The sequence below is a fragment of the Calditrichota bacterium genome (assembly GCA_013151735.1).
In the GTDB taxonomy this organism is placed as follows: domain Bacteria; phylum Zhuqueibacterota; class JdFR-76; order JdFR-76; family BMS3Abin05; genus BMS3Abin05.
This window is the reverse complement of record JAADHR010000167.1, coordinates 1-14,111: the sequence shown is the minus strand read 5'-3', so window position 1 is coordinate 14,111 and position 14,111 is coordinate 1. Positions and strand designations below refer to the sequence as shown.

Here is a 14,111-nt window from a genome sequence, read left to right as displayed (position 1 = left end):
CGTTGGTCAGGGCACCATTGCATTGGAGGGACGGCAAAAAGATCGCCGTGTGAGAGAAATTCTGGAAACGCTTTCTGACGACATGACGGAAAAAGCGGTTCGTGCCGAACGAGCATTTCTCTCAAAAATTGAGGGCGGATGCCATATTCCCGTCGGTGCTCTTGGACAAATTCATCAAAATGAATTGCTTTTAAGGGGAGTCGTGGCCTCCAAAGATGGTAAACGCATTCTGCGAAATCAAGTTGTGGGTCGTGTGTCCGATCCGGAGTCGTGCGGGGAAGCTCTGGCGGATCGCATGATTCAGGAGGGCGCGCGTGAAATTTTGGCAGAAAACTAAAATAGAGACGTTAAAATGAATCAAAAAAATTCCGACATTTTGTTTGAAAGAGCGCAGAAGGTTATCCCCGGCGGGGTGAACAGCCCGGTTCGGGCGTTTGGCTCCGTTGGGGGAACACCCCTCTTTATGGAAAAGGGAGAAGGCGCCTATTTATATGATGCAGATGGGAACCGTTATCTGGATTTTGTGAGTTCCTGGGGTCCCTTGATTCTGGGGCATCGCCATCCGGTGGTTTTGGAGGCCGTTAAAAAAGCGGCCGATCGGGGAACAAGTTTTGGGACGCCGACGAAGGCGGAGGTTGAACTGGCCGAAAAGGTGGTCCAAATGGTACCTTCGGTGGAGAAGGTGCGAATGGTGAATTCCGGAACCGAGGCGACAATGACAGCGGTTCGTCTGGCTCGCGGATTTACCGGAAGAGATAAAATACTTAAATTTGAAGGCTGTTACCACGGGCATTCCGACTCTTTTTTGATGAAAGCCGGTTCGGGCGTGGCCACGTTGGGTATTCCGGGGTCGCCGGGCGTTCCCAAAAGCCTGGCTGCCGACACCCTTCTTGCTCCTTATAACGACTGGAAAGCGGTCGAAAAATGGGCCCAGACGCATGGAGACGAACTGGCCGCAATTATTGTGGAACCGGTGGCAGGCAACATGGGGACCATTCTTCCCGATGCGGATTTCCTGTCGCGGCTGCGGGCAATTACCCGGAAGACAAAAAGTCTTCTGATTTTCGATGAGGTGATTACGGGATTTCGCCTGTCCGAAGGGGGCGCACAAAAAGTTTATGGAATTGAACCCGACCTGACCTGTTTTGGAAAAATAATTGGCGGTGGGCTGCCGGTGGGAGCCGTGGGTGGGCGATGCGAGGTGATGGATGCTCTGGCTCCTGCCGGCCCTGTTTATCAGGCGGGCACACTTTCGGGAAATCCCCTGGCGATGGCCGCCGGATGGGCCACACTTGACTTTCTTCAGAAAAATGACCTCTGGTTTCAATTGAATGAAAAGGCGAACGGGTTTACCGATCGTCTAAAAAGGTGGATTCAAACCAAAGAACTCCCTTTGTGCATAAACCAGATCGGATCCATGTTTACGATCTTTTTTACAAAGGGACCTGTCGGCAACTTTTCGGAGGCATCCGAAACGGACACCCAAAAGTATTCCCAATTCTTTAATGCCTTGCTCGAAAAGGGTGTTTATTTTCCGCCTTCCGCCTACGAAACGGTGTTTCTTTCCACAGCCATGACCCAGGCCGATCTGGAATTTGCCTTTGAGGCGATCACACAAAGTCTTGAGGAGATCTATTGAATGGGTAAGGTTTATCTTGTGGGTGCAGGGCCGGGCGACCCGGGTTTGATCACCCAAAAGGGACTGAAGATTTTGAGAAAAGCAGATGTCGTGATTTACGACAATCTGGTAAATCCGGAGTTGCTGCGTGAATCTCCCCAAGAGTCAGAAAAGATTTACGTGGGGAAAAAAGCGGGAAAACACACCCTTCGGCAGGAAAAAATCAATCAGCTTCTTGTGGAAAAGGCCCGTGAAAATGCGATGGTTGTCCGATTGAAGGGGGGCGATCCCTATGTGTTTGGCCGTGGTGCGGAGGAAGCCCTGGCACTTGAGGAGTCGGGCATTCCGTTTGAAGTTGTTCCGGGTGTGACGGCCGGGGTCGCTGCACTCGGCTATGCCGGAATTCCTGCCACCGTCCGCGGATTCGATTCTTCTCTGACGTTTGTAACCGGGCATGAAGACCCAACAAAACGGGACTCTGATATCAATTGGGCCTCCCTGGCACAGGAAAAAAGCACCCTGGTTTTTTACATGGGGGTGGGTCATCTTCCCGAAATTGTGGAACAGCTTTTGAAGAATGGAAAACCGCCTGAAACACCGGCTGCGCTGGTTCGAAGAGGAACCCTCCCAGATCAACGGGTCGTGGAAGGGACGCTGAAAACCATTGTAGAAAAGGTGCGGGAAGCCAAGATGACACCGCCTGCCCTCATTGTGGTGGGGGAGGTCATCCGGCTCCGATCGAAATTGGCCTGGTTTGAGCGGCTGCCCCTGGCAGGCACGCGCATTGTTGTGACGCGGGCCCGGCACCAGGCAAGCGCATTGGGTAACCGGCTGCGCGAAAATGGTGCGGAGGTTCATCTTTTGCCGACTATCAGGATTTCTGACCCCGACTCCTGGCTTCCGGTCGATCAGGTGTTTCAGAAAGAAAAAAAACCAGATTGGCTGGTTTTTACCAGTGAAAATGGAGTCCGCCAATGGATGAAACGGTTGTTTGCCAACGGAATGGATGTGCGGTGGCTGGGACCGGTAAAGATTGCCAGCATGGGCTCCGGAACCAGTGCGGCACTGAAGGAATTTGGACTCGTCCCGGATTTGGAACCGAAAACATTTGTTGCTGAAGGGTTGGTTGATGCCTTTCGTTCCATCCATTTAAAAGATCAAACCGTGGTTTTGGCCCGGGCGGCGGAAGCCCGGGATGTTTTACCGCAGGAATTAAAAAAGATGGGCGCAGCTGTGGCCGAAGTGACCGTTTACCGGACGTTAGTGGATGAGCAGTCACGCGTCCGCGCCCGGGAGCTGTTTCGGGAAAAACAAAACTTTCCCGATTGGATTACATTTACCAGCTCTTCTACCGTCAAAAATTTTGTTCGGTTGGTCGGCGAAGAGCGGATTCCAGAAATCAGTCGAACGGTCAAGGTTGCCAGCATCGGGCCCATTACGACACAAACGGCACAGAAATTTGGTTTTCGGGTAACGGTGGAACCCGAGCAGTTTACAATTCGGAATCTGGTAGAGGCACTTGTAGCATATGAGAAAAAACATTAGAAAGGGACTCAAATGATTGGGATTTCAAAACTTTATTGTGGAACCGTTGAACCATCGGATCCGCTGCGATACGGACGGAAGTCAAAAAAATTGCCGGCTCACCTGCTGCAATTTTCACTGGATAAAAAGCCAATTGTGGTCTGGAATGTAACCCGACGCTGCAATTTGCATTGCATTCACTGCTACTCGCAGTCCCAGGATATCGATTATCCCGGCGAGATGACGACCGAGCAGGGAAAGGCCTTTATTGATGACCTGGCCGATTTTGGTGTGCCGGTCCTGTTGTTTTCCGGCGGTGAACCCTTCCGCCGAAAGGATATTTTTGAACTGGTCGCTTACTCCATCGGAAAGGGAATCCGTACGGTTTTCTCAACAAACGGAACGCTGATTACCCGGGAGGTGGCGCAGCGCCTGAAGACCCTGGGTGTGTCGTACGTTGGAATCAGCCTGGATGGCATGAAGGAAACAAACGACCGCTTTCGGGGAATGAAGGGTGCATTTGATTTGGCGATGGAAGGAATCAAAAATTGTCAGGAAGCCGGAGTCAAGGTGGGATTGCGCTTCACGATGAACGGCATAAACGTGCAGGATTTGCCGCAGATTTTTGATTTAATCGAGGAACGAAAAATTACGCGGGCGTGCTTTTACCATCTGGTGTACACAGGCCGGGGAACAAAAATGGTTAAGGATGATCTGACCCACGAGGAAACGCGGAAAGCGGTGGACTACATCATGGATCGAACCCGACAAATGCACGAAAAGGGCTTTCCGGCTGAAATTCTGACGGTGGACAATCATGCCGATGGCCCGTATTTGTATCTTCGCTTGCTGAAGGAGGATCCGGAGCGGGCCGCCCATGTTCTGGAGCTTCTGAAAATGAACGGCGGAAACAGCTCGGGTGTAGGGGTAGCGAGCGTCAGCTGGGACGGTTCTGTGTATCCGGATCAATTCTGGCGGGACAAGGTTCTTGGAAATGTACTGGAGCGGCCCTTTAGCGAAATCTGGACGGATATGTCCAATGAATTCCTGAAAAAGCTGAAAACCAAAAAAGAGTATGTCACGGGACGCTGTGCCCGGTGCCAATGGCTGGATATCTGCGGCGGAAATTTGCGGGTGCGTGCGGAGGCCATTACAGGTGATATTTGGGCACCCGATCCGGCCTGCTATTTGACGGATGAGGAAATTGGACTCAAAACAACACCCGGAAAACAGGCGGCTGCAGGTGCGTAGTCGGGTTTGAGGCGCATCTGAACGAAAACCGGTAATTTTTACGCAATCCATTATCACCGAAAGGAAAGGGAATAAAAAATGGCATTTCCAGTGAATCGCCCCCGGCGGTTGCGCCGAATGGAGAATTTACGTCGAATGGTGCGGGAAACGCAGGTTTCTGTGAGTGATTTTATTGCTCCCCTGTTTGTTTGCCCGGGAGAAGGGGTCCGGCGGGAGGTGTCGTCCATGCCGGGTGTCTTCCAGATGTCCGTTGACGAAACCGTAAAAGAGTGCCGGGTTTTGAATCAGTTGGGTATTCCGGCCGTCATTTTGTTTGGCATTCCGGAAACGAAAGACGCCGTAGGAAGCGGAGCTTATGACGAGGCTGGAATTATTCAGCGGGCCAATCGGGCGATTAAAAAAGCAGTTCCCGATCTGGTTGTCATCAATGACCTTTGTTTTTGCGAATTTACCGATCACGGACATTGCGGTGTGGTTCACAATGGAGATGTTGACAATGACGCGACACTGGACCTGATTCGTAAGACAGCCATTTCCCAGGTAAATTCAGGCGCCGACATGCTGGCACCTTCCGGTATGATGGACGGAGCTGTGAAGGCCATTCGGGAGGCATTGGATTCCATGGGAAAATACGAGATCCCGATCATGGCGTATTCCGCGAAGTACTCGTCCGGGTTTTACGGGCCTTTCCGGGATGCGGCTGAATCGGCTCCCGGATTTGGAAATCGGAAAACCTACCAGATGGATCCCCCGAATCGCCGGGAAGCCCTTCTGGAGGTCGATCTGGACATTGAAGAGGGGGCCGATATTGTGATGGTCAAACCGGCTCTTTCCTATCTGGATATTATTCGGGAGGTGCGCAACCGGACCCATCGGCCCGTAGCTGCTTACAATGTCAGCGGGGAATATTCAATGGTGAAAGCGGCTGCCCGGAACGGGTGGCTGGATGAGACGACCGTGATGTGGGAAATTTTGACCAGCATTAAACGCGCGGGAGCGGATCTTATTCTCACGTATTTTGCACGAACGGCTGCTGAGGAGTTACAAAAATGATCGAAACGATGCCTAAAAAAAGTGATATGCTTCGGGGGATCAATTTTGAAAAATCCCCCTTTTTGGTCATCTGGGAAATCACCCAGGCCTGCGACCTGGCTTGCCGGCACTGCCGGGCTTCTGCCCAGCCGAATCGCCACCCCCAGGAACTGACAACCGAAGAGGGGTTTCGCCTTCTGGACGAAATTCGGCGCTTTGGCCGGCCCCTGTTTGTTCTGAGCGGGGGCGATCCGATGAAACGGGACGACCTGTTTGATCTGATTGCTTACGGAAAGGAAATCGGCCTGCGGGTGGGACTGAGTCCCAGCGGCACACCGCTTCTGACGCGTGAAAATCTAAAAAAAGCCTATGAAGCCGGATTGCGGAGTGTCTCCATCAGCATCGACGGCCCGGACCAGGAGACGCACGATTCCTTTCGAAGTGTGAACGGTTCTTTTCAATGGTGCGTGGATGCCGCCCGCTGGACGCGGGAATTGGGCATGGATTTGCAGATCAACACAACCATTACCCGCTACAACTGGCAAAAACTGGACGAACTGGCCGAATTGATGGATCGTCTGGAGGTGTCGCGTTGGAGCCTGTTTTTTCTGGTACCCACGGGGCGGGGAAAGGTGGAAGACGAAATTACAGCAGAAGACTACGAAACGGTCTTGAACAAACTCTACGATTTTTCGAAACGCTATCGCTTTCGGATCAAAACAACCGAAGCCCCTCATTACCGCCGCGTCGTGATTCAAAGATTGTCAGAAGAAATGGGTATTTCCGTGGAAAAGCTGATTGAAGAAACAACCTCCGGGAAAGGCCGTTTTTTGCCCGGAATTAATGACGGGAAAGGATTTGTTTTCATCTCGCACACGGGTCATATTTTTCCGTCAGGCTTTTTGCCGACGTCCGGCGGAAATGTCCGCAAGCATTCGCTTGTAGACGTGTATCGCGAATCCCCGATTTTTAAGGCGCTGCGTGCTCCGAATCGCCTTAAAGGAAAATGCGGACGCTGTGAATTTCGCTCTATTTGCGGAGGGTCCCGCTCCCGGGCCTTTGCGCTGACCGGTGATTTTCTGGAAGAGGATCCCTACTGTGTTTACGAACCCCAGGGGAGGGCACGTGAATGAACCCAACACATGATTTTCGGAAAAGGCTTTTGCGGGATTTGCAAACGGATTTTCGCTTGACATCCCGGCCATTCCTGCACTTTGCCGGGAAATTCGGGGTGGAAGAGACAGAAATACTGAAAGTCATCCGGGATCTCTTTAAAGAGGGAAAAATTCGCCGAATCGGGGCCAATTTTGAATCGCGCGCCCTGGGCTACGTCAGCACACTTGCAGGTGTTTCCGTAGAGCCGGATTTTCTGGAATCTGTGGCCGCCTTTGTAAGCCGCCACCCCGGTGTAACTCACAATTACGAACGGCTTCACGAGTTTAATCTGTGGTTTACCCTAACCGTTCCTTCGGAAGAGGCCATTCAAAGCTTTCTGGAACAGGTTCGAACGCAAAAAGGGGTGAAGAAAATTTTGAAACTGCCGGTTGTGGAATACTACAAGCTGAATGTCTCGCTGGACCCGGAAACGGGACAAAATCTGGCCAAGCCTTCAACCCAACATCCCGCGCAAGCGGGTCGGCATTCTTTTTCGGAAAAGGAAAAAGCCCTGATTCGGGTGGTGCAAACGAAAATTCCTCTGTGTTCCCGGCCGTTTCAATCCATTGGTGAAGAAATCGGCTGGACGGAAGAGACCGTTTTAAAAACGCTGAAGGACTGGAAGGCAAACGGCGTTATTCGCAAAATTGGAGCCATTTTAAATCATCGGCGGGTCGGTGTGAGTGCCAATGCCATGGTTGTTTGGGAGGTTCCGGAAACGCGTGCGTCTCAGGTAGGTCAAACTATGGCCGATATTCCTCAGGTGAGTCACTGTTACCGCCGGGTGGTGTATCCGGAGTGGCCTTACAGCCATTACACCATGATCCATGCCGCCGATCCCGACAGTCTTCAAAACATTATTCGGAATCTTTCAACCGCTACGGGAATCAGGAATTATCTAATTCTCAAAAGCGGCCGGGAATTCAAAAAGGTGGGTATGCGGTATTTTGAGGAAACGGTGTAGTCCTTAAACTTTCACGCATCCTTACATCACATTGGAATAAAGCAGGATTTCGTAAATGACCAATATCGTGTACGCCCCGGCCATTCCGATAATAATATTTTTTAGGCTGATCCGTCCGTTTAAAAAATAAAAGTTTTTGTGGATGAGAAGTAAAATAACACTCAGGATGGTTAAAAAATATTTTATGAAAAAAAACGGATAGGTCCCAAATTCCAGAGAAAGCCGCATGATGGGGTTAATTTCCGCTGCCCCGAATTGGATAAGAACAAGCGTAAAAAAGGAATCCACGACGCTGAGGAGGACGATCCAGAGAGCGGCAAGCGATGACCGAAAGCTGTAGCGGTCCACATAGTAATTGGCCTGTGCATCGGAATCCCGCCGGTTTGCGGCTCGTCGTCCGTGCCAAAAACGAAGTTGAAAAGGGTTTGTCGGTCGTTTTCGGCGGTCGGGAATCGTTCGGCCGTTTTGCGTAAAATCCGGTGTTTGTTGAATCATTCTTTTTCCAATTTTTTAGCTGTCCATTCTTGGTCAAGCCCACACGCTGACAGGTTTATCACGACTCACACATAGATTAGCCACAAAGGTGCCAAGCCGCAAAGCAAAGAGAATTTTGGTTCATCCGAACAACCTGCCTAAGAAAATATCGGTAGAAATGGAAGAATCGTTAGGGTGAGATGTCATAATGAGTCCAGAATTCGGTAATTTTTGAAGCCAAAAATAACTTCTTTCACGATAACAATCAGAATACTGGTTGTCGGAACCGCAATGAGCATTCCCAAAATACCCAGCAGTTGCCCGCCAATGAGAATCACAACCACCACCAGCAGCGGGTGAATTTCCACACTTCTGGCCACAACCACCGGCGAAATAAGAACATTATCGATTAATTGAATCACCGTAAATGCAACCGCAATCCAGACAATGGGCATCAGTGAAGAGGTTTGCGTCAGGGAAACAACGATTGCCGGGACGGCTCCGACAATCGGGCCGAAATAGGGAATCATGTTTGCCAGACCCGCAATACTTCCGATAAAAAAGTAATAATTGATGTCCAGAATAAAAAGAGCAATAATCGAAAGTATGCCCACCAGAAAGGCATCAATCATTTGTCCGCGAATGTAATTTCCTAACTGCCGGTCCGTTTTGTGAATCAGGTTAAGAGACATCTCGAAATAGCGGTTGGGTACGGCCTTAATCAGGGCCTTTTTCATGGCCGGACCGTCTTTAATTAAAAAATAGGTAATGAATGGGATGATGGCCAGGTCAGACAGGGCAGAAAAGAGGGAGAGAGCCAGTTTAAAGAGTCCCTCCTGAAATTGCACCAGGGCCGCCTGAATTTTTGTGGTTAGATTTTGAATGGTTTCCGGGCTGCCAAGAAAGGCTAATTTTTCCTTTAAAATCGCGTCCCAATTTCCAAACAGATTTTTGATGTTTCCGCTTTGCAGGTATTTGCTGATCGAATTAACCTGTCCGGTAATTTTCGGCAAAAGAATGTACAGCCCCCATCCGATGAGTGCTCCCAGAACCACAAAAATGAGCAGCGTAGCAAGCGCCCGGCTGAGTCCCTTGGCTTCTAAAAAGGCAACAACCGGATCCAGCAAGTAGGCCACCAGGGCAGAAAGCACAAAAAGAATGGTTAATTCCCGAAAATGAACCACTATTTCGATCAGCGCCCAAATGAAAAGAATAGCCGTAACCGACAGGAAGAGAATTTGAAACAGTTTGTGGACTTCAGCACGGTCCATCTGGATGGAGAGAAGTTTTTCTTTTGAATCGGTCATGTGTTACTTTCCCTCATTTTGCTTGCATTCTTCCAGGGCCTGGTTGGTCAGTTTAAGACGTTCGCCGACCAGTTGGGCCAATTTAAGCAGCACTTTTACACCGAGAGCCGGTTTTCGTTCGAAAAGGGAAAACAGGTCCGGCCGGAAAATACCAATTAACTCCGTTGCTTCTTTGGCGGCAACGGATGCTGACCGGGGTGCGTCATCCAGAAGCGCCAGCTCACCAAAAAAATCTCCTTCGGAAAGCGTCGCGAAAACAATATCGGGATTTTGTGGATTTTCACCGCTAAAAACCGTTACCTCACCGTGCTGTACAATGTACATTCCAACGCCGGGTTCTCCCTTCCAAAAAATAATTTCGCCCGGTTTGTAGGTTCGTTTGTGAGAAATGCGAATAAATTCCCGGAGTTCCCGTTTGGAGAGTTCCTCAAAGATCGGAACCCGTGAAAGAATCTGGTACAGGTTTTCCCCTTTATTTCCGGATTCCTTAAAAATGTTACTCCACATTGGGTGCATGGGTGATCCTCATGTTTGGAAAGACACGTGAATTTTTCATTGAGCGTTTCGGGTTTTATCTGCCAATGGCCTGTCGTGCCTGACGGCAGTCAAAAAGAAAAAGTCTTTTTTCTACTACAAACCGATTGCACCGAACAGTGCTTTTATCGAATCAGCCTGAACCTGTTTACAAAGTGTGGGCTGCAACCCAGCCCCGGCGGGGTGATATGCTTGTAGTATTTTCTCATCAATAATTTTTAAATATAGAAAAATTCGGGAATAATATCAATAAAAAAGAAATTTTTTGAAAAAAGACTTGAAAAATAATCTGAACATGTGTATACTATATCTGTACATTTGTTCAGTTATTTTAGGAGTGGTCATGGCCCCATTAATTTTTCACATTGATGTCGATGCGTTTTTTGCATCGGCCGAACAGAGTTTTAATCCTCTGTTGCGGGGAAAACCGGTAATTGTGGGAGGACTGCCCGACCAACGGGGCGTGGTTCACTCCGCCAGTTATGAGGCGCGCGAAAAAGGCGTCCGCAAGGGGATGCCCCTTTCGGAGGCCAAAAAACGCTGTCCCCATGCGATTTTTCTGAAGGGGGATTTCAGACACTACCATGACGTTGCCAGGCGTTTGCTTCACATTTACCGCGACTACACGCCCGCCGTTGAGTTCAGCTCTCTGGACGATGCCTATTTGGATGTTTCCGGCATGTGCCGCCTCTGGAAAAACCCGGTGGCGCTGGCGCAGACCATTCAGAAAAGTGTCTGGGAGCGCCTGCACATCCCGGTTTCAATCGGCATCGGATCCAGCAAGCTCATCAGCCGAATCGCATCCGGCCAGCGAAAACCACGGGGACTGACGTACGTCCCGGAGGGACGGGAGCTGGAATTTTTGTTCCCATTGCCGGTCCATGAGTTACCGGGTGTGGGCCCGGCGACACAGCGCCTTTTGTACGATCTGGGAATCCTGACAGTGGGAGAACTGGCTCAGATGTCCAGGAATCTCCTTTTTCAAATGTTTGGAAAAAGGGGATTAACACTCTGGGAATTCGCCAATGCGAAGGATCACCGAACCGTACGGGCCGTGCGGCTTCCAAAGAATCTGAGTCGCGAGACCAGCTTTGGGGAGGACGTGAGTGATCCGGCCGTTGTCTTGGCCACGATTCACTACCTGATTGAACGCCTGGCGAAAAAATTGAGGGAAAACCACCTGACCTGTCGAAAATTGAGCCTGGCTATTCGCTATTCCGATTTCCGGACCCTGAAAAAGAGTGTGACTTTGCCGGAAAGCACCCAGGATGGGTTTCAATTAGAAAAAATGGCCCAACACGTGTTTGAAACCCTGCACCTGCGCCGGACGCGCATACGCTTTGTGGGCGTTCAGCTTTCCGGACTGGAGTGGGACGCCGCGCAGCCCCGGCTTTTTCAATTTCAGGAGAAAGAGAAATCCCTGAATCGAACGATTGATCACATTCGCCGGCGTTTCGGTTTTGCTGCCATTCTTCCGGCGAAAACGCTTCTGCTGCAATCAAACTATGAGATGGACGGCCATGGGTACATCCTTCATACACCTTCACTGTCACAGTAATTACAGTTTTCTGGACAGCACGCTCCGCATTGACGACATGATTCGCCGGGCGGCTGAAACGGGTGCACCGGCTCTTGCGCTCACCGATACGAACCGGCTGACCGGGGCGATTGAATTCTACCAAAAGGCAAGAGAGGCCGGAATCCATCCCATTATCGGTGCGGAGATCAACCTGGTGGATGCCGGTTCGGTTGTGCTTCTGGCCCGGAATCGACGGGGCTATCAGAATTTGTCCGAAATCATCACGCGGGGACATCTGGCCGGGGGAGCCGGTGGTTTTCAGGTACGTTTAAATGACCTAAAGCCGTACACCGCCGGGCTTGTGGCCCTTTCCGGCGGAAAGCGAAATCCCGGCATTAAATTCTTGCGCCGGCGCAGATTGAATGAAGCTGTTGCCTTTTTTCGAAAATGGCAGTCTATTTTTGGGAAGCAATTCTACATTGAATTGCAGAATTTTTCCACGGAAGACGACTGGCTGAACCTGAGGGTTGCGGCTCTGGCGAGAGAATTAAAAATTCCTGTTGTAGCTACCAACAATGTGCATTTGTTGAAACCGTCCGATTGGGAAATTTGGCGCACCCTGCAGGCAATTGATCAGAATACGACTCTGGAAAAGGTCGTGGGGGTTGGGTCTCCTGAACAGTTTCTGAAGTCACCCGGCCAAATGCGGGAGCGTTTTCGAAAACACCCGGACGCCCTGCTTAACACGCTCCTCATTGCAAAAAGCTGTCAGCTGGAATTTTCCCTTGGGAAACCGGTATTCCCGGGGATAGCGCTGCCCCGCCGGGAAACACCGTTCGGACGTCTGCAAAAACTGTGTTACACCGGCTTGCACCGCCGATATTCCCACATCACACCCGCCATTCGGGACCGGCTCAACCGCGAATTGCTGGTTGTTCGAAATCTGGGCTTTGTGGAATACTTTCTGATTGTCAAAACCATTGTGGATTTTTGCCGAAAAGAAAATATTCCCTGTGTGGGACGCGGCTCGGCGGCCGATAGCCTGATTGCCTACACACTGGACATCACACAGGCCGATCCGATTCGGTTTAACCTGTATTTTGAACGATTTCTCAATGCCGAGCGGGCCGAACCTCCCGATATTGACTTGGACATCTGCTGGAAAAATCGTGACCGTGTGTTGACCTATGTTTACGAAAAATTCGGCCATGACAAAACGGCACTGATTGCCACCATTGTGACCTTTCAAATGCGATCCTCTATTCGGGAAGTCGCCAAAACTTTCGGGATTCCCGAAGAAGAAATCTCCCGGTTCACCAAGCGTTTACCCCATCGGCCGATGAAGGACTTCCGATCAATCCTTAAAACCCTGCCGGAGCTGAAGGGACTTCGGCTGGATTCCCGGCTTCTGGAAAGGATTTTCAGCATTGCGGCACGGATTTCCGGCTTTCCCCGGCATCTCTCCGTTCATCCCGGCGGAACGGTGATTGCGCCGAAACGAATCACACATTTTGCTCCTCTTGAACAGGCTTCCGGCGGATGGGTGATTACCCAGTACGACATGCACAGTGTGGAAAAATTGGGTCTGGTCAAAATGGATTTGCTGGGGGTTCGCTCATTGACCATTCTTTCGGAAGCCGCCGCAGACATTCAAAAACGGCACGGGCGGCCCGTAAAGCTGAATGACATTCCCGAAGATGATCCGGAAACCCTTCAGATGCTTCGGGAGGGAAAAGGTTTGGGCTGCTTTCAATTGGAAAGCCCGGCCATGCGGGGTCTGCTAAAAAAAATGCAAATTGAGAGTCTGGACGACATTATTGCGGCCATTTCGTTAATCCGTCCGGGGCCGGCTGAAGGCGGGATGAAAGAGGTGTACATTCGCCGCCGCGCCGGACTGGAGCCTACAACCTACCCGCATCCGCTGCTGGAGCCCATTTTGAAGGAGACCTACGGGATCATTTTGTACCAGGAACAGGTACTTCAGGTGGCGCAAACCATCGGGGGACTCACTCTGGGTGAAGCCGACGTATTGCGCAAGCTCATGACCAAATCGCGGTCGCTGGAAACGGTGAGGCACCTGAGGGACAAATTTTTGGCAGGCGCCAGGCGAAACGGAGTGGATGTGAACACGGCCCGTAAAATATTTGATTGGCTGACCCACTTTGCCTCCTACGGATTCAACAAGGCGCACAGCGCGACCTATGGAATTTTGGCCTACCAGACGGCATTTCTGAAACGGCATTTTCCGGCGGAATACATGGCGGCCCTTCTCAACAATCCCGGCGGGTACTACCCGCTATTTGCCTACGTGGAAGAAGCCCGACGGTTGGGGCTTTCCATTTTGCCTCCCGATGTGAATCGATCAGCTGAGACGTTCTCCCTTGAGGGAAACGGCATCCGCGTGGGTTTGGGAAATATTTTAAATCTTAGTCGACGGTCTATTGGCCGAATTCTGTCAGTTCGAAAGGACAAATCCTTTCAGGATGTTATTGATTTTTTAACGCGCAGTCAGGTGAATCTCTCGGAAGCGGAGCGCTTGATCCAATGCGGGGCACTGGCGGGTCTGGATACGAGCGAGCCCCGTCTATTGGCAACGGCACGGATTTTTTTTAAGACGAAAAAAAATGCGGCTGTAACACGTGCCCTCAGCCGGGAGATTCTTCTGCCGCCGTATCCGATTCGGCAGAAGGTGATTCACGAGCTGCACCATCTGGGATTTTCCGTTACGGAACA

Annotated in this window: 12 protein-coding genes; 9 read left to right on the top strand and 3 right to left on the bottom strand. The window is 50.8% G+C overall.

What is annotated here, in order from left to right:
• From GXO76_11815 to GXO76_11785, 7 genes are all read left to right on the top strand, one after another.
• The coding region (locus tag GXO76_11815; GenBank protein NOY78545.1) for a hydroxymethylbilane synthase at nucleotides 1-337 on the top strand (337 nt) is incomplete at its 5' end.
• 15 nt (nucleotides 338-352) lie between these two features.
• On the top strand, nucleotides 353-1,639 hold the full coding sequence (gene hemL / locus GXO76_11810; GenBank protein ID NOY78544.1) for a glutamate-1-semialdehyde 2,1-aminomutase: 1,287 nt from the start codon (nucleotides 353-355) through the stop codon (nucleotides 1,637-1,639).
• A complete protein-coding gene (cobA, locus tag GXO76_11805) occupies nucleotides 1,640-3,163 on the top strand; it encodes a uroporphyrinogen-III C-methyltransferase (GenBank protein NOY78543.1) in 1,524 nt (507 codons plus the stop codon). It begins immediately after the preceding gene.
• Between the two features lie 12 nt (nucleotides 3,164-3,175).
• Nucleotides 3,176-4,393 (top strand): 12,18-didecarboxysiroheme deacetylase, encoded by a 1,218-nt coding sequence (ahbC, locus tag GXO76_11800; GenBank protein NOY78542.1) that lies wholly within the window; start codon nucleotides 3,176-3,178, stop codon nucleotides 4,391-4,393.
• A 78-nt stretch (nucleotides 4,394-4,471) separates the two neighbouring features.
• Nucleotides 4,472-5,446 (top strand): porphobilinogen synthase, encoded by a 975-nt coding sequence (hemB, locus tag GXO76_11795; GenBank protein ID NOY78541.1) that lies wholly within the window; start codon nucleotides 4,472-4,474, stop codon nucleotides 5,444-5,446.
• A gap of 26 nt (nucleotides 5,447-5,472) precedes the next feature.
• Entirely contained in the window at nucleotides 5,473-6,558 is a 1,086-nt protein-coding gene (locus GXO76_11790) for a TIGR04053 family radical SAM/SPASM domain-containing protein (protein ID NOY78540.1), read from the top strand.
• A complete protein-coding gene (locus GXO76_11785) occupies nucleotides 6,555-7,544 on the top strand; it encodes an Lrp/AsnC family transcriptional regulator (GenBank protein NOY78539.1) in 990 nt (329 codons plus the stop codon). Before GXO76_11790 ends, GXO76_11785 begins: the two co-directional genes overlap by 4 nt.
• Nucleotides 7,545-7,565: 21 nt before the next feature.
• On the opposite strand, the gene GXO76_11780 is transcribed toward GXO76_11785, so the two are convergent.
• From GXO76_11780 to GXO76_11770, 3 genes are all read right to left on the bottom strand, one after another.
• The gene (locus GXO76_11780; GenBank protein ID NOY78538.1) at nucleotides 7,566-8,039 is read right to left on the bottom strand and encodes a hypothetical protein; all 474 of its coding nucleotides are present in this window, start codon (nucleotides 8,037-8,039) and stop codon (nucleotides 7,566-7,568) included.
• A gap of 182 nt (nucleotides 8,040-8,221) precedes the next feature.
• Nucleotides 8,222-9,325 carry an AI-2E family transporter gene (locus GXO76_11775; GenBank protein NOY78537.1) on the bottom strand — a complete coding sequence of 368 codons (1,104 nt, stop codon included), beginning with the start codon at nucleotides 9,323-9,325 and terminating at the stop codon, nucleotides 8,222-8,224.
• Between the two features lie 3 nt (nucleotides 9,326-9,328).
• Nucleotides 9,329-9,841, bottom strand: coding sequence for a cyclic nucleotide-binding domain-containing protein (locus tag GXO76_11770; protein ID NOY78536.1), 513 nt, complete (start codon nucleotides 9,839-9,841; stop codon nucleotides 9,329-9,331).
• Nucleotides 9,842-10,202: 361 nt separating this feature from the next.
• On the opposite strand from GXO76_11770, the gene dinB reads away from it, so the two are divergent.
• Both dinB and GXO76_11760 read left to right on the top strand, forming a co-directional pair.
• Nucleotides 10,203-11,417, top strand: coding sequence for a DNA polymerase IV (gene dinB, locus GXO76_11765; GenBank protein NOY78535.1), 1,215 nt, complete (start codon nucleotides 10,203-10,205; stop codon nucleotides 11,415-11,417).
• A partial coding sequence (locus GXO76_11760; protein ID NOY78534.1) for a DNA polymerase III subunit alpha occupies nucleotides 11,380-14,111 on the top strand: 2,732 nt, incomplete at its 3' end. The genes dinB and GXO76_11760, both read left to right, overlap by 38 nt.

Excerpts from the sequence above, each read along its gene's own strand:
- GXO76_11775 (NOY78537.1), bottom strand. The coding sequence starts at position 9,325 with ATGACCGATTCAAAAGAAAAACTTCTCTCCATCCAGATGGACCGTGCT.
- hemB (NOY78541.1), top strand. The coding sequence starts at position 4,472 with ATGGCATTTCCAGTGAATCGCCCCCGGCGGTTGCGCCGAATGGAGAAT.
- dinB (NOY78535.1), top strand. The coding sequence starts at position 10,203 with ATGGCCCCATTAATTTTTCACATTGATGTCGATGCGTTTTTTGCATCG.
- GXO76_11780 (NOY78538.1), bottom strand. The coding sequence starts at position 8,039 with ATGATTCAACAAACACCGGATTTTACGCAAAACGGCCGAACGATTCCC.
- GXO76_11790 (NOY78540.1), top strand. The coding sequence starts at position 5,473 with ATGCTTCGGGGGATCAATTTTGAAAAATCCCCCTTTTTGGTCATCTGG.
- GXO76_11785 (NOY78539.1), top strand. The coding sequence starts at position 6,555 with ATGAACCCAACACATGATTTTCGGAAAAGGCTTTTGCGGGATTTGCAA.
- GXO76_11770 (NOY78536.1), bottom strand. The coding sequence starts at position 9,841 with ATGCACCCAATGTGGAGTAACATTTTTAAGGAATCCGGAAATAAAGGG.
- cobA (NOY78543.1), top strand. The coding sequence starts at position 1,640 with ATGGGTAAGGTTTATCTTGTGGGTGCAGGGCCGGGCGACCCGGGTTTG.
- ahbC (NOY78542.1), top strand. The coding sequence starts at position 3,176 with ATGATTGGGATTTCAAAACTTTATTGTGGAACCGTTGAACCATCGGAT.
- hemL (NOY78544.1), top strand. The coding sequence starts at position 353 with ATGAATCAAAAAAATTCCGACATTTTGTTTGAAAGAGCGCAGAAGGTT.